The 20,735-nt window shown below is 73.8% G+C and carries 14 protein-coding genes and 3 pseudogenes; 11 read left to right on the forward strand and 6 right to left on the reverse strand.

Annotated features, from left to right (window positions below; translation table 11 throughout):
- Positions 1–889, forward strand: a pseudogene (locus V6U89_RS26755) (hypothetical protein); the annotation flags it as partial.
- A gap of 42 nt (positions 890–931) precedes the next feature.
- Here the strand turns inward: V6U89_RS26755 and V6U89_RS26760 are convergent.
- A complete protein-coding gene (locus V6U89_RS26760; protein ID WP_334574821.1) occupies positions 932–1,975 on the reverse strand; it encodes an App1 family protein in 1,044 nt (347 codons plus the stop codon).
- 117 nt (positions 1,976–2,092) lie between these two features.
- On the opposite strand from V6U89_RS26760, the gene V6U89_RS26765 reads away from it, so the two are divergent.
- The 4 genes from V6U89_RS26765 (at position 2,093) to V6U89_RS26780 (ending at position 6,301) form a co-directional block, all read left to right on the forward strand.
- Positions 2,093–3,715, forward strand: a complete 1,623-nt coding sequence (locus V6U89_RS26765) for a hypothetical protein (protein WP_334574823.1) — start codon at positions 2,093–2,095, stop codon at positions 3,713–3,715.
- 22 nt (positions 3,716–3,737) lie between these two features.
- A complete protein-coding gene (yaaA, locus tag V6U89_RS26770; RefSeq protein WP_334574824.1) occupies positions 3,738–4,532 on the forward strand; it encodes a peroxide stress protein YaaA in 795 nt (264 codons plus the stop codon).
- A 98-nt stretch (positions 4,533–4,630) separates the two neighbouring features.
- On the forward strand, positions 4,631–5,278 hold the full coding sequence (locus V6U89_RS26775; protein ID WP_334574826.1) for a hypothetical protein: 648 nt from the start codon (positions 4,631–4,633) through the stop codon (positions 5,276–5,278).
- Between the two features lie 60 nt (positions 5,279–5,338).
- Positions 5,339–6,301 carry a TAXI family TRAP transporter solute-binding subunit gene (locus V6U89_RS26780; protein ID WP_442933993.1) on the forward strand — a complete coding sequence of 321 codons (963 nt, stop codon included), beginning with the start codon at positions 5,339–5,341 and terminating at the stop codon, positions 6,299–6,301.
- 202 nt (positions 6,302–6,503) lie between these two features.
- On the opposite strand, the pseudogene V6U89_RS26785 reads toward V6U89_RS26780, so the two are convergent.
- Both V6U89_RS26785 and V6U89_RS26790 read right to left on the reverse strand, forming a co-directional pair.
- Positions 6,504–7,862: pseudogene (locus V6U89_RS26785) on the reverse strand (ATP-binding protein); the annotation flags it as partial.
- Positions 7,863–7,872: 10 nt separating this feature from the next.
- A complete protein-coding gene (locus tag V6U89_RS26790) occupies positions 7,873–8,529 on the reverse strand; it encodes a response regulator transcription factor (RefSeq protein WP_088962950.1) in 657 nt (218 codons plus the stop codon).
- Positions 8,530–8,661: 132 nt separating this feature from the next.
- Here V6U89_RS26790 and V6U89_RS26795 point away from each other — a divergent pair, with 132 nt between their 5' ends.
- Complete coding sequence (locus V6U89_RS26795; RefSeq protein ID WP_334574828.1) at positions 8,662–9,000, forward strand: DUF952 domain-containing protein; 339 nt, start codon at positions 8,662–8,664, stop codon at positions 8,998–9,000.
- A gap of 60 nt (positions 9,001–9,060) precedes the next feature.
- On the opposite strand, the gene V6U89_RS26800 is transcribed toward V6U89_RS26795, so the two are convergent.
- The 3 genes from V6U89_RS26800 to V6U89_RS26810 form a co-directional block, all read right to left on the reverse strand.
- Entirely contained in the window at positions 9,061–10,818 is a 1,758-nt protein-coding gene (locus tag V6U89_RS26800; protein WP_334574830.1) for a CDP-glycerol glycerophosphotransferase family protein, read from the reverse strand.
- Positions 10,819–11,038: 220 nt separating this feature from the next.
- Positions 11,039–13,123, reverse strand: a complete 2,085-nt coding sequence (locus V6U89_RS26805; protein WP_334574832.1) for a DUF6077 domain-containing protein — start codon at positions 13,121–13,123, stop codon at positions 11,039–11,041.
- A gap of 170 nt (positions 13,124–13,293) precedes the next feature.
- Entirely contained in the window at positions 13,294–13,893 is a 600-nt protein-coding gene (locus V6U89_RS26810; protein WP_334574913.1) for a TetR/AcrR family transcriptional regulator, read from the reverse strand.
- A 217-nt stretch (positions 13,894–14,110) separates the two neighbouring features.
- Between V6U89_RS26810 and V6U89_RS26815 the strand changes: the two genes are divergently transcribed.
- The 5 genes and pseudogenes from V6U89_RS26815 to V6U89_RS26835 all read left to right on the forward strand — a co-directional run bounded on the left by V6U89_RS26815 (position 14,111) and on the right by V6U89_RS26835 (position 20,561).
- Entirely contained in the window at positions 14,111–15,004 is an 894-nt protein-coding gene (locus V6U89_RS26815; protein WP_334574834.1) for an ABC transporter permease, read from the forward strand.
- Positions 14,997–15,815 carry an ABC transporter ATP-binding protein gene (locus V6U89_RS26820; protein WP_334574836.1) on the forward strand — a complete coding sequence of 273 codons (819 nt, stop codon included), beginning with the start codon at positions 14,997–14,999 and terminating at the stop codon, positions 15,813–15,815. The genes V6U89_RS26815 and V6U89_RS26820 overlap by 8 nt, the downstream gene beginning before the upstream one ends.
- Positions 15,816–15,928: 113 nt before the next feature.
- Entirely contained in the window at positions 15,929–17,440 is a 1,512-nt protein-coding gene (locus V6U89_RS26825) for a bifunctional cytidylyltransferase/SDR family oxidoreductase (protein WP_334574841.1), read from the forward strand.
- A 27-nt stretch (positions 17,441–17,467) separates the two neighbouring features.
- Positions 17,468–19,183 carry a CDP-glycerol glycerophosphotransferase family protein gene (locus tag V6U89_RS26830; protein ID WP_334574843.1) on the forward strand — a complete coding sequence of 572 codons (1,716 nt, stop codon included), beginning with the start codon at positions 17,468–17,470 and terminating at the stop codon, positions 19,181–19,183.
- 181 nt (positions 19,184–19,364) lie between these two features.
- Positions 19,365–20,561, forward strand: a pseudogene (locus tag V6U89_RS26835) (helix-turn-helix domain-containing protein).
- Positions 20,562–20,735 lie beyond the last annotated feature (174 nt).

The raw sequence follows: 20,735 nt of genomic DNA on the forward strand, positions 1-20,735 counted from the left end.
CGGCGGCGACGCGGCGGCCGGCGGCGACGCGGCTCCCGGCGCAAGCGCGGCGGCCGACGGCGGCGCGGCGCGGGCGGCCGGGATCATCGACGCTGTGGGTGGTCTGCTCGGGCAGATCGCCGACATCATCGAGGCCGCCGGGGCTGGTCAGCAGGCCGGCGCCGGAGAGCAGGGGGCCGGTGGGCAGCAGGCCGGCGAGGAACAGGGCGCAGGGCAGCAGGCGGCCGGCGGACAGCAGGCCGCAGGTGAGCAGGAGGCCGGCGAGCAGGAGGCGGGCGCCGAGCAGGCCGCCGGCCAGCAGGCGGGGAACGCCGGCGGCCAGCAGGCGGGGAACGCCGGCGGCCAGGAGGCCGGGAACGGCGGCCAGAAGGCGGCGAATGCCGGCGGGCAGGTCGCCAACCGGATCCAGCAGATCCGCGTCCGGATCCAGCAACTGCGGGCGATCGTGCAGCAGGTGCGGGCGGACCGGCAGGCGGCGCGCGACCAGGCTGCAGCCGAGGATCAGGCGCAGAACGAGGCCGGTGCACAGAACCAGAACGAAGCCGGGGCCGACGCACAGAACCAGGCCGGAGCCGAGAACCAGGCTGGCGCCCACGAGCAGAGCGGCGCAGCAGAGCAGGCCGGAGCCGAGGGCCAAGCCGGGGCACAGGACCAAGCCGGAGCACAGGATCAAGCCGGAGCCGAGGACCAGGGCGCGGGCGGTGCCGGTTCGGTCTACATGGTGGCCGATCCGAGTGCGCCGGGCTGCGCCGACGCAGCCGGGGAGAAGTCCGGCGGGTCCGCCGCCGACGGCGGGACGGCCGACACCGACACCGGCACCGGCACCGGCACGGGCCCGGGTGCCGACGGCCGCAGGGCCGGCACGGTGAGCGGGTCACGCACGGACTAGGACCGGGCGGCGAGGTGGGGCGCGGACCTGGTCGGGCGTACGTCAGACCAGGCCCGCGTCCCGCAGCAGCTTCCAGAGCCCGGCGCCGTCCGGCGCGGAGAGCCACTTCTGCCCCACCGGTCCGGAGGACGAAGACTGGCCGGCCGGGGCGGGCAGGCTACCGGCCAGCACCGACTGGGTCGGCGAGAGGCGGCGGATCGCCACCCCGGCGACGTTGTCCGGGTGGGCGGCGGCGAACTCGCGGTAGATCTCCTGGTCGTGCTGCCCGTCGTCGCCGATCAGCAGCCAGCGCACCTCCGGGAACTCCCGGGCCAGCCGGGCCAGGGTGGCCCGCTTGTGCTCCCGGCCGCTGCGGAACCACCGGTCGGCGGTCGGGCCCCAGTCGGTCAGCAGCAGCGGGCCGGCCGGGTAGAGGTGCCGGGAGAGGAACCGGGTCAGCGTCGGGGCGACGTTCCACGCCCCGGTGGAGAGGTAGAAGACCGGCGCCCCCGGGTGGGCGGTGGCCAGCCGCTCGTAGAGCACCGCCATGCCGGGCACCGCGGCCCGGGCGTGCTCGTCCAGCACGAAGGTGTTCCAGGCGGCGAGCAGCGGTCGGGGCAGCGCGGTCACCATGACCGTGTCGTCGATGTCGGAGAGGATGCCGAACCGGACCTCCGGGTCGAGGATCCGCACCAACGCCTCGGCCGGTTCGGCGTCGGCAACGCTGAGGCGGACGGAGGACCAGCCGGGGGTGAAGTCGCCCTCGACGAGGGTGTCGACGAAGCCGCTGCGGTCGGCGTGTGCCTCGTGGGTGACCCCACCCGCCTCGATGGTCACCTTGACGTGCTTGGCCGGCAGGGTGGTGAAGCTGCGCCAACCGCGTACCTTGTCCAGCCGGCCCCGCTGTCGGGTGTCCGGGCGGCCGAGCAGCACCCGGCAGAGCACCCGCGCCCAGCCCGGCGCGCCGTAGCCGGCGTACGCGACGATGTTGGCCTGCCAGCCGGTGCGGCGCAGGCGACGCTCCACCAGCTGGTGCACGGCGTCCTCGATCCGCGCGGCTCGGTGCAGGTTCGGTACGGCCAGCTGGCCTGCGGGAGTGGGTGGCACGCTGCAACCCTGCCACACGTGGGCGGAAGCGGCCACGCGAGAGAGCCCGGCTCCCGGGATCGACCCCGGGCGTCCGGTACGGCGTGAAACACTCCGATCGGGACGACGACGGGGGCGTTGGTCGTGTCGACATCAGGATCGCGGGACCACGCGGAGCGGCCGCGGCTCGACCGGCCGGCGCTCGTCGCGCTGCTGCTCGGGGCGGTCGGGGTGGGTTACCGGCTGGTGCTGACCCTGCTGACCGTGCCCCCGTCGAACAGCGACGAGGCCACCTTCGGGCTCGCCGCCCTGCACATCGCCGCCGGCCGGGAGCGCCCGGTGTTCCTCTACGGGCAGCACTACATGGGCATGGCCGAGGCGTACCTGGCGGCGCCGCTGGTGGCGCTGGCCGGGCCGAGCTGGCCGGTGCTGCGGCTGCCGCTGCTGGCCCTGTACGCGCTCTTCCTGTGGTTGTCGTACCGGCTGACCCGTCGGCTCTACTCGCCCTGGTTCGCCACCTTCGTGGTGGGCCTGCTGGCGCTCGGCACGGAACGGGTGGTGCGCGACCAGTTGACCGTGGTGGGCGGCCGGCCCGAGGTGAAACCGGCGGTGCTGGCGATGCTGCTGATCGCGGTGGCGCTGGCCCAGGACCGGGTACGGCGCCGGTGGGCCGCGATCGGCCTGGCCGGGCTGCTGGCCGGGCTGGCGCTCTGGTCGGACTGGCTGATCGTGCCGTACCTGGCGGTGGCCGGGCTGCTGCTGCTCTACGCCGCCCGCCGGGACCTGCTCGGCTGGCCGGCGCTGCTGCTGCTGGCCGGGTTCGTCGTCGGCCTGGCACCGATGATCTGGGACAACCTGGTCGCGCCGCCCGGGCTGGACTCGCTGTCGGTGCTGCGCGAGGTCAGCGCCACCGCCGGACCGCCGCCGCCCTGGTCGGAGCGGGTGCGCGGCGGTCTGCTGGAGGGGGTGCCGCTGGCCACCGGGCTCTGCCCGATCACCGGCTGCGCCCGCTGGCAGGAGTGGTTCGGCCTGCTCTACCCGGTGCTGCTGGCCGTCGCCGGGCTGGTCGCGCTGCTCGCGTACCGCCGGACCGCCGGCCTGCCCACCGCCCGGCGGGTCCGGCCGGTCGCGCAGCTCACCCTGGTCGTCGGCGCGGGGCTGACCCTGCTCGCGTACGTCCGCAGTCCGCTCACCGTGACGGACCCGCTGGGCAACGCCCGCTACCTGTCGGTGCTCCAGATCTCCCTGCCCGCGGTGCTCTGGCCGCTCTGGGCGGCGGCGGTGGCCTGCTGGCGGGGCACGGTCGGTGCGGCGGGCCGGCTGGCCGGGGCGAGCGCGACCGCCGTGCTGGCCGGGCTGACCACGACCGCCGTGGTGGCCACCGGGCTCTTCCTGACCGGGACGGAGGCGGCCCAGGACGAGGAGCGGCAGGCGCGGGAACTGGCCGACGCGGTGCGCCGGACCGGGCTGCGCGAGGTGTACGGCGACTACTGGACCTGCAACCGGCTGACCTTCGCCACCGGTGAGCGGGTGGTCTGCGCGGTGCTCGACGGCGCGCTCACCCCCGGGCAGAACCGCTACCGGCCGTACTGGGAGCAGGTCGGCCGGGCGGAGCGGCCCGGGTACGTGGTGGAGGTCGACTCCGCGGCGGACCGCCGGCTGCGCCGCCTGCTCGGCGAGCGGGCCGACGCCGCCACCCTGGCCGAGGTGGCCGGCTACCGCGTGTACCACCCGCCGACCGCCGTGCGGCCGTGGCGCTGAGCCCGGCCCGTACGCTGGCGGAATGCTCATCCTGCTGCCGCCCTCCGAGGGGAAGGCCGACGCCGGCACGGGCCGGCGGCTCGACCTGACCCGGCTCTCCCTGACCGAGCTGACCCCCGCCCGCCAGGAGGTGCTGGCCGCGCTGATCGGGCTCAGCGGCGGCGACGAGGCGGCGGCGCTGGCCGCGCTCGGGCTCAGCGCCGGGCAGCGGGGTGAGCTGGCCCGCAACGCACGGCTGGACCGGGCGGCGACCGCACCCGCGGGGCAGGTCTACACCGGGGTGCTCTACGAGGCGCTCGACCTGGTCTCGCTGCCGGCTACCGCCCAGCGGGCGGCGCGCCGGACCGTGCTGATCAGCTCCGGCCTCTGGGGCGCCGTGCGCCTCACCGACCGGATCCCGCCGTACCGCTGCCCGATCGGGGCGAAGCTGCCAGGGGTGGGGGCGCTGTCGGCGTACTGGCGTCGGGTGTTGGCCCCGGCGATGGCGGCGGCGGCCGGCGACGGGCCGGTGCTGGATCTGCGCTCCGGCGCGTACGCCGCGACCTGGGCGCCGCGCGGCGAGCAGGCCGGCCGCACGGTGACGGTGCGGGTGCTGCACGAGCGGGACACGCCGGCCGGGCCGACCCGCAGCGTGGTCAGCCACTTCAACAAGGCCACCAAGGGTCGCCTGGTTCGCGACCTGCTGGTGGCCGGCGCCCGGCCGCGCACCGCCGCCGGGCTGGTCACCGCGCTGCGTGACCTCAAGTACACGGTCGAGGAGCAGCCGACGCCGGCCGGGCGCCCCCGGCAGCTCGACGTGGTGGTCACCGAGCTCTGACGAGCCGCAAGATTTCCTCAAGGCTGGGCCGGATCGGTGGAACCCGGCCGGCCCACGGGTGACGGTATGGGGACCCGACGCCGACAAGGAGCGGTCCGATGGCCCCGCAACCCACTTTGCTCGACCGGCCCCGCGTTCCGCCGCCCCCGCCGCCGATGGACTGGCTCACCCTGGGCGACGCGTTCGAGGTGGCCTGCCTGGTCCGCTGCACACCCCCACCGGCCGGCGAGCGCGGCCCGGTCGAGCCGTACCGGCCGGTGGAGTTCAACCGGGAGGACGCCGCGCTGCGGATGCGGCAACTGCTCAACCGGCTGGACGTGCCGGTGGAGCACGAGGTGGTCAGCGGTGGCCTGCGCCGCCGCTACGAGCTGCACCGGCTGCACGTGCCCCGGGAACACCGGGCGGCGTACGCGGAGCTGCGCGAGTCGGGCTGGCGGCGGGGCCGCCGTGAGCTGCTCAGCGGGCCGGCCCCGGGCGCCTCGACGGCCCGGGCGGCCTGGCGGTCCCGGCTCGCCGCGGCGGCCTGGCGGTCGGCGCTGCTGGCCGGCGGTCGGCACGTGCGCCGGCACATCCTGGGGATCCGGCTGACCGACCGGGAGCTGGCCGCCGTGCTGGTCCGAAGCGCCGCCCTGCTGGACGTGCCGGCGCTGCTCCGGCCGGGCGCCGGCTGCTTCGTGGTCAGCGTCGCCGACGGCCCGGACCGGCTCAGGATCATGGACCGCGCGGCGCTCGCCCCGGCCCGCTGACCCGGTACGCCGACCGGGCGGGCTTGCGCCGGGGGCGGTGCGCAGCGCAGAGTGCTGCGGGTGAGCCGTTGCTGGTCTGTCCCCGGCCGGCGGCGCGCCGCCGCCCCGGCGGCGCTGCTGATGCTGCTCCTGATGTCGGCGACCGGGCTGGGCGCCTGCCGCGACTCCCCGACCGAGCCGGTGCCGATCCGGATCGCCACCGGCAGCCCGACGGCCGTCTACCATGCCTTCGGGCAGTCGCTGGCCGCCATCCTCAACCGAGAGCTGCCCGGGGTGCGGGCCAGCGTGGTGGTCACCGCCGCCTCCGCGGAGAACATGCGGCTGGTCGGCGCGGGTGCGGCCGAACTCGGCTTCACCCAGGCCGACGTGCTGCCCACCGGCCCCGCCTCGAACCCGTCGGTGCTCGCCGTGGCCCGGGTCTACGACGACCTGCTGCACCTGGTCACCACCGCCGGCGGCCCGGTCCGGACGGTCGCCGACCTGCGCGGCCGGCGGGTGTCGGTGGGCGCGGCGGGCTCCGGCACGGAGGTCACCGCGACCCGGCTGCTGGAGGTGGCCCGGCTCGGCGGCGACCGGGTCCAGCAGAAGCACCTCAACCTGGACGACTCGGTGGCCGCGCTGCGGGCCGGCGAGATCGACGCGTTCTTCTTCTCCGGCGGGCTGCCGGTGCGCGCGGTGCGCGAGCTGACGGCCGACTCGGCCACCCGGGTCGTCGACCTCGGCGAGTGGACCGAGCCACTGCGCCGCAGCTACCGCGAGGTGTACGTGTCGCGGGACATCCCCCGCTCGGTGTACCACCTCGATCCGATCACCACGGTGGCCAACCCGAACTACCTGATCGTCCGGGCGGACCTGCCGGAGCCGCTGGTACGGGAGGTGACCCGGCTGCTGATGGAGCGCCGGGCCGAACTGGCCGCGGCCCATCCGGCGGCCGGCCGGATGAGCCCCCGCTCGGCGATCGCCACGTCGCCGCTGCCGCTGCACCCGGGCGCGGCGCGCTGGTACCGCTCCGTCAAGCCCTGACCGCTCAGCTCCCGGCCGGCGTCCCGCCCACGTCTTCGGCGGAGTGCCCCGGGCCCGCCTGCTTCGGCACCGGGGCGTCCGCCGGGGTGGGCCGGGTGGCGGTCAACGCCGGTGGCGGGTCGACCGGTGAAGGGTCGTCGGGTGCGGGGCCGTCGGGTGCCACCCGCACGTCCTCGGCACCGCTGATCGCGCCGTCCCAGGGGGCCGGGAACCACAGCTCCGCGACCAGGCCACGCGGCTCCCCCGCCCGCATCGTCAGCCGCCCGTCGGAGGCGTCCACCAGCACCGCGACGATGGTCAGCCCGAGCCCCGCGCCGTCGATGTTCTGCGCGTCCGGCGCCCGCCAGAACCGCTCGGTGGCCTGGTCGAGCTGGCCCGGCGTCATTCCCGGCCCGGTGTCGCGCACCTCCAGGGCGGTCCCGCCGTCGGCGTACCGGGCGGTCACGGTGACCTCTCCCCCGGCCCCGCTGAACTTCACCGCGTTGTCGATCAGCGCGTCCAGCGCCTGGTCGACGGCGGTGGGCACGGTCCGGGCGTACGCCGGGCCACGGGCGACAAGCCGGAGGGCCACCGCGCGGTGCCGGGCCAGCGGCTCCCACGCGGCGACCCGCGAGGCGGCGACCTCCGCCGCGTCGACGGTCACCCGCTGGTTCTCCTCCCGCTCCGCCCGGGCCAGGGTGAGCAGGGCGTCGAGCACCAGCGCCAGCCGGTCGGTCTCCTCCAGCGCGAGCCGGTGCTCGGCCCGGCCGTCCGGGTCGGTCAGGCTCGGCCCCAGCTCCTCCACCCGCAGCCGCAACGCGGTCAGCGGGTTGCGGAGCTGGTGGCTGGCGTGGGCGACGAACGCGCGCTGCCGGTCCATCACGTCGGAGACCGCGTCGGCCATGTTGTTGAAGCTGGCCGCGAGGCGGCGCAGCTCGGGCGGGCCCAGCCGGTGCTGCACCCGCGCACCCCCGTCGCCCTCGGCGATCTCGTGGGTCACCGCGTCCAGCTCGGTCACCGGGCGCAGCACCCAGCCGGCCAGCCCGAACGCGGTGGAGACGCAGGCCAGCACGGCGAGCAGGCCGATTCCGGCCAGCAGCAGCCACCAGACCGTCACCGTGCGCCGGACCTTGCCGGCCGGGGTGGCGGTCACCACCGCGCCGAGCACCTCGCCGCCGTCGTTGATCGGCACCGCCACCACCAACGGGCCGTCCACCCACGGCCAGACCGCCTCCGGCCCGCTGAACTGCTGGCCCGCCAGGGCCGTGTCGCGCGCCGTCTCGGCGTCCCGGCCGGCGCGCCAGTCGGGCGACACCACCACGGTACGGCCGTCCCGGTCGACCACCGCCGCGCCGATGCCGTACAGCTCCTCGTAGGCGGCCAGTTCGCCGCTGAGCGGTCCGGGCACGCCGCCGCGCAGTGCCGGCCCGGCCAGCGAGGCGAACCGGGTCGCGTCGGCGAGCCGGTCGGCGCGGACCCGGTCGGTCTCCCGGGAGGCGAGGGTGGCCGCCAGCGGGGTCTCCAACGCCAGCAGCACCAGCACCATCAGCAGCAGGTAGCTGATCACCAGTCGGCGACGCACCGGCCGCCCCTCACTCGCCGCGGAGCCGGTAGCCGACCCCGCGCACGGTCTCCACCAGGCGGGGCTCGCCGAGCTTGCCGCGCAGCGAGCCCACGTGCACCTCGACGGTGTGCCGGTCGGCCCAGGTGGTGCCCCAGACGTCCAGCAGGATCCGGTCCCGGGGCACCGCGACGCCGGGCTGGCGGGCCAGCGAGAGCAGGATGTCGAACTCCTTGCGGGTCAGCGCCACCGGCCGCCCGGCGACGGTGACCGTACGGCCGGCGACGTCGATGCGCACGGCGCCGGCCTCGATCAGGTCCCGCTCCGGCACGGTGTGCGAGGCCCGGCGCAGCACCGCCTCGATCCGGGCCTGGAGTTCCACCATCGAGAACGGCTTCACCACGTAGTCGTCGGCGCCCAGCCGCAGGCCGAGCACCCGGTCGCGTTCCTCGCCCCGGGCGGTCACCGCGATGATGCCGAGCTGGCTGCTGCGCCGGCGCAGCTCCCGGCAGACTTCTGTGCCGTCCCCGTCGGGCAGGGTCAGGTCCAGCAGCACCAGGTCGCACGGGGCGGCGGAGAGGGCCGCGGCGACCGTGGCGGCGTGCTCGACCTCGTACCCGCGCCGGGTCAGCGCCGAGGAGAGGGCGGCGGCCACCCGACGGTCGTCCTCGACCAGCAGGATGCGCACGGGGGACCCCCATTCGTCGTACGGATGACGTGCGAATGGTGGCAGAAGAGCGCGACGGGCGGGAGGCCCGGTCCGGCCACCGGACAGCTCGACCGCCCCCGGGGCCGCCGGAGCGGGCCGTACGCTGCCGTCATGATCTACAAACTGGTGACCCTCGACGAGTGGGCGCGGGCCGGGGTCGACGGGTACGTCCCCGCCTCGGCCCTGGACCGTCAGGACGGGTTCCTGCACCTGTCGGCGGCGGACCAGATCGTGGAGACCGCCCGGCGGCACTACGCCGGCGCCACCGGGCTGGCCCTGCTCACCGTCGAGGAGGACCGCCTCGGCGACGACCTGCGCTGGGAGCCGTCCCGCGACGGCGCCCGGTTCCCGCACCTGTACGGCGCGCTGCCGCTGGCGGCGGTCACCGGCGTCGCGGAACTGCCGGCGGACGTGCCCGCCGCCGAAGCGGTGGCCGACCTGCTGCGCTGACCGGGAACACGGCGAAGGGCCCGGGACAAGCGTGTCGTCCCGGGCCCTGATGCCGTTGGGTCAGCGGCAGAGCCGCCCGATCTCCTCCTGGAACCGGTCCATCGGGTTCGCCTCGGCCGGGCCGAGCAGGTAGGTCTTCAGCTCGCGCCGGGCCTCGGTCATCGGGTCGTCGCCGGTACGGGTGAGGGCGAGGATCTTCTCCAGCTCGCCGCAGTCGACCGAGAGCAGGTACGCCGCCCGGGAGGTCGGGAACTCCCGGCGGAACTCGTCCTCGGGCAGCCCGCTCGGGTTGGCGACCACGTACGGCCGCTGGCTCTGCACGAAGTCGGAGACCACGCTGGACACGTCGCTGATCAGCAGGTCGGTCTGGTTGAAGCAGTCGAACAGCGCCGGGACGCGGCCGGTGACCACCCGGTGGCCGGGGCCGTCCAGCGAGGTGGCGTCGACGTCGCCGCCGGCCGCCCGGACCAGCGACACGATCCGCTCGTGCGCGGCCTTGGCCTCCTTGGAGCGGGAGCCCGTCAGCGGGTGCGGCTTGTAGATCAGGCGGACCGCGGGCGAGGTGGCCAGCAGTCCCTTGACGATCCGCTCGCCCATCAGCACCACCGAGGTGTGGTACGGGTCGTCGTCCAGCCAGCCCTCCCAGGTGGGGGCGTAGAGGACGGTGAACGGCCGGTCCTCGGCGGGCGCGCCGAAGGTGTGCACGCCGGCGAGCTGCGGGCGTCCGATCTCGACGATGTCCTCGTCGCGTACGCCGACATCGGCCCGGGCGTAGCGCTCCCGGCCGGCGAGGCCGGCGACCCACACCTCGTCGTACACCTTGCTGTAGGGGTTGACGCTGGCCTGCTTGTCGCTGTCGCCGTGCCCGACGAAGACGTGCTTCATGCCCGGCTCGCGGAGCAGGTGGATGTTCGCGCCGACGTTCGCGGCGTAGAGCGCGGCGCGGACGGTGCCCAGTTCGAGGTTCATGAAGTCGACCCCGGCCGGTACGCAGACCACCGGCAGCCGGGTGTCGGCCAGCTCGAGGAAGGCCTCCTTGCTGCGCATCAGCACGATGCCGCGCTGGTTCAGCGCCTCGGTCGGGGCCAGCCACATGTTGGCCTGGTAGACGTCCTTGGCCGGGCCGGCGAAGTAGAGCGCCACCTCGGGCCGGTAGCTGTCCAGCCAGCGCTGGAGCACCGGCAGCACCGGGCTCTTGCCGGTGCCCCGGCCGCGCAGCCAGGTCAGCGCGATGATCCCGCCGACCGCCGCGGCGGCGGCGACGGCCACCGCGCCGACGACCAGGACCGGGGTGACGTCCTCCTGGACCGCGGCCACCACGGCGGCCGGGATCAGCAGCACGTTCACCACCGCCAGCGGGACGCCGGCGAGGTCGGACGCCCACTGCGGCGGGCGCGGCGCGGACCGGATCGGGCCCAGCTCGATGTTGCGGACCAGCGCGGAGATCGGGTTGCGACGGTCGATCATCGTGTTGAGCGCGCCGGAGAAGACGGCGATCACCCATACCGCGGCCGGCAGGATCAGCAGCCAGGTCACCTCGATCGCGGTCAGCCGGACGGTCGCGGCGATCAGCAGCACCGTGGCCAGGTCGCGGCTGAGCTGGCGGTAGCCCCGGTTGAGCCCGACCTTCTCCAGCAGGAGGTCCGACGGCGGCGACCACCGGGAGAGGGCGAACTCACCGACGACGGCGGCCAGCCCGGCCACGGCGAAGACGGGCACCCAGCCGAAGGTGCCCGCGACGAGCATGACCAGGTAGGACAGCACCAGCAGCGCGCTACGGGCGGCGACGCCGGTGCGTTCCATTAACGTGCCGAACAACGGTTACGCTCCCTACGATATCGATGACGGGCGTTGCCCGTGTCGTCGACGTCACGCCGCGACGTGGGTGGTCTGTCCCGTGCCGTGTCCGGTTCGACCCGGCTGCGGGTGACTGCGACCTTAACGCGAGTGGATGCCCCGGTGTCGCTCGGGTGTCGGGAACGATCATCGTCGCCGCGACACGGGCCGGCGCGCCGCCGGGGCGTGCGTGTCGGACCGCTCAGCCGGCCGGCCGGTAGCAGGTCATCGCCCCCGGCCCCGTGCGCGCGGCGAACTCGGTGAAGCCGAGGTCGACCACGGTGTCGCGGGCGTACCGGTTGCCGTTGTAGACGCAGATGGTGCCCACGCCGACCCGCCGCACCGCCGTGGCCACCTCGTCCTTCGGCGGCTGGATCCGGCCGTCGGCGAACCGGGCGAGCAGCAGCCGGTCCTTGGCGAAGTCGGAGTTGAGGTCGTACTCGACCAGGTAGAAGTCGCGCGGCAGGACCACCCGGACCTCGCTGGTGACGATCAGCGAGGTCCGCATGATCACCGACGGGGCGAGCAGGAGACCGGCCGGCCGGTCCTGGTCCTTGATCCAGAACGCGATCTTCTGCCGCTGCTGGGGCAGCTTCCAGGTGGGCCGCTCGTGGGTCTCCACCCAGCTCTCCGGGGACCACATCGGAGTGGCCCAGATCGCGAAGCAGGCGACCATCGCCGCCGCGAGCACGGCCCCGACCGCGCCGCGCAGCAGCGGCGCGGGTGACGGGACGTCCACCGTGCAGAGCAGGCCGATCAGCGCCGGCAGGGCGAGCAGCCAGGGCACCCGCCAGAGCACCACGGAGATGCCGCTGAGGTCGCCCAGCACCTCCAGCACACCGGGAATCAGCAGCACGCTGATCGTCAGGGTGGCGCCGGCGGCCAGCAGCGCCGGGGTGCGGCGCCGGGCCAGCAGCGGGCCGCACCAGAGCGCCAGACCGCTGATCACGCCGACGATCCCCACCAGCAGCGTCCGCCGGTAGGTGTACTCGGCGTCGAAGAAGGCGTCGTCCGCGCCGGTCGCGGTCATCCCGCCGAGCACCAGCCGGGACACCACGATCGCCCCGACCGGGTACGCGACGGCGGCCACCCCGCCGATCAGGGCGTCCTTCCAGCGGCCGACCAGCAGCATGGCCAGCCCCGCCGCGCCGACCAGCATCGGCAGGATGATCGCCGAGGTGGTGGTCAGGCCGGCGGCGGTCACCGACAGCGCGAAGACCAGCAGCAGCGACCGGCGCGAGCGGGTGTCGAACCACTCGGTCAGGTAGAGCCACATCAGCGGGATGACCGCCGAGACGAACATGCCCTTGCCCTCGTAGAGCCGGGGCAGGTGGAAGGTGCCCAGCGCGGCGTCCGCCCCGGCCACCAGGTAGAGGTAGGCGACGGCGACGCTGAAGGCCAGCACCGGGCGGCGGGGCGCCCACCGGTGGACCAGCCGCCAGAGCGCCAGGATGGCCAGCACGGCCAGCGCCGGCAGCAGCACGTACCAGGTCGCCGAGGCGCCGTGGATGCCGAGCACCCGGCCGAGCGCGCCGGCGAACACCTCGATGGAGGGGGTCGGCGGCTGCGAGCCCATCGCCGGGGCGACGTTCTCGGTGAAGAGGAAGTCGTTGAGCGGGACGATGTCGCGCTCGGCCACCCAGACCGACTTGCCGACGTAGTAGACGTCGTCGGGGGTGTTGCGGGCGATGAACAGCGAGGAGATCGCCACCCCGACCGAGACGAGCAGCGCGTACGCCGACTGGAGCGCGGTCGGCGCGGGCGCCGCCGGCTCGGGCGCGGGCCCGGCCAGCCAGGCCCGCCGGGTCAGCAGCGTCACGCCGACGGCCGCGATGATCCCGGCGACGGCCGGCACCCACCAGGAGATGCCGTCCCCGGCCGGCGTGCCGGCCAGACCGGCGGTGATCGCCGCCACGGCGGCGGCCGCCACGACCGGCAGCACCCAGCGGCGCGGGTGAGCGGCGGGGGCCGGGCCCCGCGCCACCGGCGTCGACCCGGTGGTCGCGCCGCTGCGCCGCCAGGCGCGCACCCCGGCCCAGCCGGCCAGCAGGACGCCGGACGCCACCCAGATCAGGAAGGTCACCGACGGGCGGAGGCTGAACAGGAACGCGGCGTGGTAGAGCACGGTCCACAGCGCGAAGCCGACCACGCCCGCGTCGGTGACGGCGGCGGGCGCCGCCGCGATCAGCGCGGACAGCCGGCGCCGACCGGGCGCCTGCGGGCTCTCGCGAGACGCGTCCGGCGGGGCGGACCGCTCCTCGACGGCAACGTGGTCGGCGTTCGACACGGGTCGTCCTTGTCGTTGTGTGGGCGATGTGCGCGACGGGCGGGCGGCGGGCGGCGCCACCGGGGCGGCCGGGCTCCGGTCCGGGTTGCAGAGTAGCCGGAACCACCTTTTCGTGATGTCCGGCACGTGGCGTGGCGGGGACGCGTCGGGGTCCACGGGGGTGTCCCGGGTCAGCCGGACACCGGGGCCTCGCGCTGCCGGGGCAGCGCCGGCTCGGCGCCGAGGCCGGCCGCGACCGCCTCGGCGAGGGTGTCGAGGTAGGTGTCGGTGAGCGGGGTGCGGGCGATGGCGAGCCGCCAGTAGAGCGGCCCCACGATCAGGTCGACCGCGGCGTCCGGGTCGGTGCCGGCCGGCAGCTCGCCGCGCTCGACCGCCCGGCCGATGACCTGGCCGCCGATCTCCTGCTGCTTGCCCCGGAGCACCTGCTGCAGGCTCTGGTCGATGGTCGGGTTGCGGGCCGCCTCGGCGAGCAGGTCGGGGATGATCTGCGAGGCCAGCGGATGGCTCAGCGCGTGCGCCACCACCTGGAACAGCAGCGACAGGTCGCCGCGGAGGGTGCCGGTGTCCAGCGCGGGCAGCTTGCTGCCGGCGGCGGCGACCACGGTCTCCAGGACCAGTTCGAGCTTGGAACTCCACCGCCGGTAGATGGCCGTCTTGCTGACCCCGGCCCGGCGGGCGACCGCCTCGATCGAGAGCCGGCCGTAACCGACCGCGGCGAGCTCCTGCATCAGCGCGCGCCGGATGGCCTTCGTGATGTCGCCCCGGAGCACCGCGGCGCCGGCCGGCGTACGCCTCTTCTCGCTGGTCATCGGGGACCTTCCGCAGCTGTCACGGTGGCCAATGTACCGCAACGACGGTACGGTTGCGTCCCGACGTGTTTTGGACTACCGTCCACGCAGCGACGAGGCGGCCTCCGCGAACAGCTCCCCTCGTAAGATTCCATCGTCGCGCGCATCCCGTTGGCACGAAAGATCGGAGCGCCCTTCCATGGCCGACACCGCGCTGGTCGACCCCGAAACGGGCCTGACCCAGGCGCAGCTGGCCGCCCGGCACGGACTACGGGTCGCCGGTGAGCGCCCCTCCCTGGCCGAATACAGCCGCCGGCTGTGGTCCTACCGGCACTTCATCGCCGCGTACGCCAACGCCAAGCTCGTCGCCTCGTACAGCAACGCCAAGCTGGGTCAGATCTGGCAGGTGCTGACCCCGCTCACCAACGCCCTGGTCTACTACCTGATCTTCGGCGTGGTGCTGGCCCAGAACGACATGCCGAACTTCATCGCGTACCTGACCACCGGGTTGTTCATCTTCAACTTCACCCAGAGCGCGGTGCTGGCCGGCACCCAGTCGATCAGCGGCAACCTCGGGCTGATCCGGGCGCTGCACTTCCCCCGGGCCAGCCTGCCGCTGGCCGCCACGCTCACCCAGTTCCAGCAGCTGCTGGCCTCGATGATCGTGCTGGTCGGGATCGTGCTGGTGACCGGCGAGCCGATCACCCTCAAGTGGCTGATGGTGGTGCCGGCGCTGCTGCTCCAGGCGGTCTTCAACGCGGGCATCGTGATGGTCGTCGCCCGGATGGGCGCGAAGGCCAGCGACCTGAAGCAGGTCATGCCCTTCATCCTGCGCACCTGGATGTACGGCTCCGGCGTCCTCTACAGCGTCAGCCTCTTCGAACGGCTGCCGGGCTGGGCGACGACCCTGGTCCAGTTCAACCCGATGCTGGTCTACATCGAGCTGGCCCGCTACTCCCTGCTCGAGCAGGCGCCACTGCTCAACGAGTCGCTGGCCCAGCTCTGGCTGGTCGGCGCGGCGTGGGCGGTGCTGGCGGGCGTCGGTGGCTTCATCTACTTCTGGCGCGGCGAACAGGAGTACGGCCGTGGTTGACCACTTCGAGGCGTCCAACGACGCCACCGTCACGCTGCCCCGGCTGACGGAGCGGATCCCCACCGTGGTGGTGGACGGCGCGCACGTGATCTACCGGGTGCACAAGGGCGCCGGTGGGGGCAGCTCGCCGGTGGCCTCGCTGCGGCGGCTGGTGAAGCGCTCCGCCGCGCCGAACATCCAGGAGGTGCACGCGGTCAAGGGGGTCTCCTTCACCGCGTACCGGGGCGAGGCGATCGGGCTGATCGGCAGCAACGGCTCCGGCAAGTCCACCCTGCTGCGGACCATCGCCGGCCTGCTGCCGGTGAACCGGGGCGCGGTCTACACCCAGGGCCAGCCCTCGCTGCTCGGCGTGAACGCCGCCCTGCTCAACGACCTGTCGGGTGAGCGGAACGTCACGCTCGGCTGCCTGGCCATGGGCATGCACCCGGACGACGTGGCCCGGCTGGCCCCGGAGATCATCGAGTTCTCCGGGATCAACCAGCGGGGCGACTTCGCCAGCCTGCCGATGCGGACGTACTCCTCCGGCATGGCGGCCCGGCTGCGCTTCTCCATCGCGGCCGCCAAGAGGCACGACGTGCTGCTGATCGACGAGGCGCTCGCCACCGGCGACAAGGGCTTCCGCAAACGCAGCGAGCAGCGGGTCCGCGAACTGCGGGAGGGCGCCGGCACGGTGTTCCTGGTGAGCCACCAGCTCTCCTCGATCCGGGACACCTGCGAACGGACGATCTGGCTCGAATCGGGCGTGCTGCGAATGGACGGGCCGACCGACGAGGTCATCCGGGCATACGAGGCGTTCTCGAACGGTAAGTAACATCCCGGACCGCGTCGCCCCGTTGGGGCGGCGCGGTCCGCGCGTTAAGGTTCAACCCGTCGCCACTCGGGCGCAATCTTTCGTTCAGGCATTCCTGGAAGTGAGGATCGGCAATGACGCAGGACCACACCACTGGCCCGGACGCCACACCGGAGACCCCGGCGCCGTGGCGGCCCTCGCGGACGGTGGCGGTGGTGCTGGCCGGTGGCACCGGGACCCGGCTCGGCCTGGGCATCCCGAAGCAGCTGCTGAAGATCGCCGGCAAGCCGATCATCGAGCACACCCTGGCCGTCTTCGAGGCCGCCGCCGAGATCGACGAGATCATCGTGCTGATGGCCACCGGGCACGTCGCCGACGCCCAGCAGATCGTCGACAAGGCCGGCTTCCGCAAGGTCAGCAAGGTGATCGAGGGTGGCGACACCCGCAACGCCACCACCCGGATCGCGCTGGACGCGGTCGGCGAGGGTGACGTCAACATCCTCTTCCACGACGCGGTCCGGCCGCTGGTCAGCGCCCGCATCGTGCGTGAGTGCGTGAACGCGCTCTGGACCTACTCCGCGGTCGACGTGGCGATCCCCTCGGCCGACACGATCATCCAGGTCGACGAGAACGAGTGCATCACCGACATCCCGGTCCGCGCCACGCTGCGCCGCGGCCAGACCCCGCAGGCGTTCCGCTCCGGCACCATCCGGGAGGCGTACCGGCGGGCCGAGGGCGACCCCGACTTCGCCGCCACCGACGACTGCGGCGTGGTGCTGCGCTACCTGCCCGGCACGCCGATCAAGGTGATCGACGGCTCGGACGAGAACATCAAGGTCACCCACCCGGTCGACGTGCACCTGGCCGACAAGCTCTTCCAGCTCGCCGCCGCCCAGGCACCCCGGCTGACCGACCACCGCAGCTACACCGAGGAGCTGACCGGCCGCACGATCGTCATCTTCGGCGGCAGCTACGGCATCGGCCACGACCTGGCCGAACTGGCCCGCCGCTACGGCGCCCAGGTCTTCCCGTTCAGCCGCTCCTCCACCGGCACCCACGTCGAGCGCGCCGAGGACGTCGAGGTCGCGCTGAAGACCGCCTTCGAGGCCACCGGCCGGATCGACCACGTGGTGGTCACCGCCGGCATCCTGGAGAAGGGCTCGCTGACCGACATGGACCAGGAGACGATGGACCGGGTGCTCCAGGTCAACTTCGTCGGCCCGGTCATCGCCGCCCGGCAGTCCCTGCCGTACCTGCAGCAGACCAAGGGTCAGCTGCTGCTCTACACGTCCAGCTCCTACACCCGGGGCCGGGCCCAGTACGCCCTCTACTCCGCCACCAAGGCGGCCCTGGTCAACCTGACCCAGGCGCTGGCCGACGAGTGGGCCGAGTTCGGCGTGCGGGTCAACTGCATCAACCCGGAGCGCACCGCCACCCCGATGCGTACCAAGGCCTTCGGCGAGGAGCCGGAGCACACCCTGCTCGCCGCCGAGACGGTGGCCCAGTCCTCGCTGGACGTGCTGATCTCCGACCTGACCGGCCAGGTGATCGACGTACGCCGGGCGCCGGGCGAGCCGGCCCCGGTGCCGGCGCAGCCCACCGCCGCCGACCAGGACCGGCTGGCCAGCGGCGTCGACGCCGGCTGACCCGCGACCCGGAGACGAGTGGGCGACATGCGTGGTGACCTGGTCAGGAAACTGATCGCGCGGTGCCTGACCACCGGTCTGGCCGTGGTCGCGTTCCTGGTGGTGGCGCTGACCGGCGCCACCGGCTGGGGTCTGGCGCTGGCGGTGGCCGCTCTCGTCGCGGCCGCGGCGGAGCGCCGGGTCCGCCCGGGCGCCGACATCAGCGCAGAGTCGGTGCTGCTCGCCGCCGGGATCCTGGTCGGGTACGCCCGCCGGCTCGACGGCGGCTTCGACCCGGCGCTGGTGCTCACCGCGCTGGCGCTGCTCGGCCTGGTGCTGCTGGTCGTGCCGCTGCGCGACGCCGGCAACCTGGAGATCCGGGCCGCCAATCTGCCGGTGCGCACCTGGACCCCGCTGGTCGCCGCCCGACTCGGCGGCGCGCTGCTGGCCCTGCTGGGGGTGGTGGCGGTGTGCGCCGCGCTCGCCCTGCCCGCCGTCGTCGCGCTGGCCGCCAGTCTGCTGGTGGCCGGCGCATGCGCGGCGGTCGGGCTGGACCTGGCCCGCCGGCGGTTCCGGCCGGCGGCGGGCGGCGGGCCGGTCGCCCGGGCGCTGCAAGCGCACCAGCCGGAGTTCCTGCTCTACTTCTCCGCTCCCCCCGGCTCCGAGTACCAGGTCACCATGTGGCTGCCGTACCTGGAGCGGCTCGGCCGGCCGTTCGTGGTGCTGCTGCGGGAGCCGGAGTTCCTGCCGACCGTCGCCGCCGCGACGAGCGCCCCCGTCGTCTACTGCCCGACGCTCAAGGCGATGGACGAGGCGCTGGTGCCGAGCCTGCGGGTGGCGTTCTACGTCAACCACGGCGCGAAGAACAGCCACTGCATCCGGTTCTCCCAGCTCACCCATGTGCAGCTGCACCACGGCGACAGCGACAAGGCACCGAGCGCCAACCCGGTGTCGGCGATCTTCGACCGGATCTTCGTGGCCGGTCCGGCCGCCGTCGAGCGGTACGCCCGCGCCGGGGTGGAGATCCCGGCGGAGAAGTTCGTCGTGGTCGGCCGCCCGCAGGTCGAGGCGATCGAGGTACGCACCGAGCCGGTCACCGGCCTGGCCCACCCGACCGTGCTCTACACCCCGACCTGGACGGGGCACCACGCCGACGCCAACTACTGCTCCCTGCCGGTGGCCGAGACGCTGCTGCGCCGGCTGCTGGACCGGGGGGCGACGGTGATCCTGCGGGCCCACCCGTACACCTCGCAGAACCCGGCCTCGGCCCGGCAGCTGTCCCGGCTGACCGAGCTGCTGGCGGCCGACCGCAACCGCACCGGCCGGCAGCACCTCTGGGGCGCCGCGGCGAGCCGGGAGCTGTCCCTGGTCGACTGCGTCAACCGGGCGGACGCGCTGGTCTCCGACGTCTCCGGGGTGATCTCCGACTTCCTCTACTCCGGCAAGCCGTACGCGGTGACCGACATGGGGGTGGACGGCGACGACTTCGTGGCGCGGTTCCCCCTCGCCGGCTCGGGTTACGTGCTGCGGCGGGACATGTCCAACCTGGACGAGGTGCTGACCGGGCTGCTGGACACCGATCCGCTGGCCTCGGCCCGGTGGGAGACCCGCCGCCGCTACCTCGGCGACTTCCCCGCCGACTCGTACGCCGAGGGGTTCCTCAAGGCGGCCCGGCGCGAGCTGGAGCCGGGGTGGGAGCCCCCGTCGCCCCGCGCCGCCGACGCGCTGGCGCAGGAGGAGTCACCCCTCTCCCCCACCGCCTGAACGTCGGCCCGGGCGCGTCCACCGGCTCCGGTCCGGCTGGTCCGGCGCGCCTTCGGTCAGATGCCGATGGCGAAGGCCAGCTGAGAAACCCGCGACATGTTTAAAGGGGTACGGTCGAGAGCGATGGCTCGCTGGGTGGCGGCCGGCGGGCCACCTCGGACCTTCGGCTGGGAGCGGCGCTATGGCCTCATTCGTCGACCCGCGCCTCGGCGTAGCTCTGCGTGAGTTCCGAGAGCGCCGTGGTCTGTCGCTTCGGTCTCTTGGGCAGCTCGCCCATCGGAGTAAGAGTCATCTGCACGAGCTGGAGACGGGGCTCAAGGCTCCGACCGTCGACACCGCGCGCCACCTGGACCGGGTCCTCGACGCGGGAGGCGTTCTCGCTCGCTTGATCGATGCACCCATAGACCATGCTGCCGAGGCCGGCGAGCTCCGGGCGAGGGTTATCGCCAGTGATGTCAGTAAGGACGTGCTCGGCCGTATCGAGCAGGGCGTCGATGACCTTGCCAGCGCCTATCCGACAATGGCCCCAGCCGACCTCCTGCCTCTGGTGCGACGGCACCTGGCCCACGTCGGGCGGCTACTCGACGGTCGTGTCACGCTTGCTCAGCAACGACGGCTGCTGGTTGCTGGCGGGTGGTTGGCGGTGCTGCGGGCCACCGTTCACATCGACCTGCGGCAGCGGTCTGCGGCGGCTGCCCATCTGCGAGCCGCGCATGACCTCGCCGAGCATGCCGAGCACGCCGAGATCCGGGCTTGGTGTCTGGAGACCCGCGCCTGGGACGTGCTGACTCAGGGCGACTACCGGACGGCACTCGACCTTTCCCGCCAGGCCCAGCAGGTCGCTCCGAAGGGTAGCTCCGCCTACATTCAGGCAACTGCCCAGGAGGCGCGTGCGTGGGCGCGGATGGGTGACGTTGGTGCGACGCGGCGCGCGTTGGATCGGGTCGAGCGACTGGCGGCGAACTTGCCGGTTCCCGAGCGTGCGGAGCACCACTATCGCTATGACCCGGCCAAGGCTGCCGCGTACACCGCTACGACGTTGTCGTGGGCGGGGGACCCTGGGGCCGAGCAGGTTGCGCGAGCCGTGCTGGCGGACCTGGACCCAGACGGCGATGGGGGAGCGCGGCCCCACCGGTCCGCGTCAGCCCGTCTTGACCTGGGCCTTGCCTTGGCCGCCGCTGGGCAGCCGGACGAGGCGGTAGCTCTCGGGGTGAAGGCCGTGGCGTCCGGACGGGTGGTGCCGTCGAACTGGTGACGGGCTACGGAGCTGCTGGCCAAGGTGGAGCAGGCGGGAGTGCCGGAGGCCGGGACCTTACGCGACCTGTGCATCGAGTTCGCTCCCGGGCGTCGGCCATCAGCGGACAGCACATCCAGTTAGCGGACTGTCACCTTCTGGATCGACGATGTTTGTGGCGTGACGCTGTTCCTCACTGCACCGGGGTGCGGAACAGGGCACATCAGCCGCTGCCTATCCGCGCACCTGCAAAGAAGAGGGGGCGGATTCGTGACGTTGATTGTCGGGCTTCTACGACAGATCGTCAGCCGGCTTTTC

Origin of the sequence: Micromonospora sp. CPCC 206171 (assembly GCF_036906755.1) — a bacterium.
GTDB classification, from domain to species: domain Bacteria; phylum Actinomycetota; class Actinomycetes; order Mycobacteriales; family Micromonosporaceae; genus Micromonospora; species Micromonospora purpureochromogenes.

Coding starts and splice junctions, on each gene's coding strand:
- yaaA (WP_334574824.1), top strand. CDS start 3,738: ATGCTCATCCTGCTGCCGCCCTCCGAGGGGAAGGCCGACGCCGGCACG.
- V6U89_RS26775 (WP_334574826.1), top strand. CDS start 4,631: ATGGCCCCGCAACCCACTTTGCTCGACCGGCCCCGCGTTCCGCCGCCC.
- V6U89_RS26795 (WP_334574828.1), top strand. CDS start 8,662: ATGATCTACAAACTGGTGACCCTCGACGAGTGGGCGCGGGCCGGGGTC.
- V6U89_RS26825 (WP_334574841.1), top strand. CDS start 15,929: ATGACGCAGGACCACACCACTGGCCCGGACGCCACACCGGAGACCCCG.
- V6U89_RS26815 (WP_334574834.1), top strand. CDS start 14,111: ATGGCCGACACCGCGCTGGTCGACCCCGAAACGGGCCTGACCCAGGCG.
- V6U89_RS26830 (WP_334574843.1), top strand. CDS start 17,468: ATGCGTGGTGACCTGGTCAGGAAACTGATCGCGCGGTGCCTGACCACC.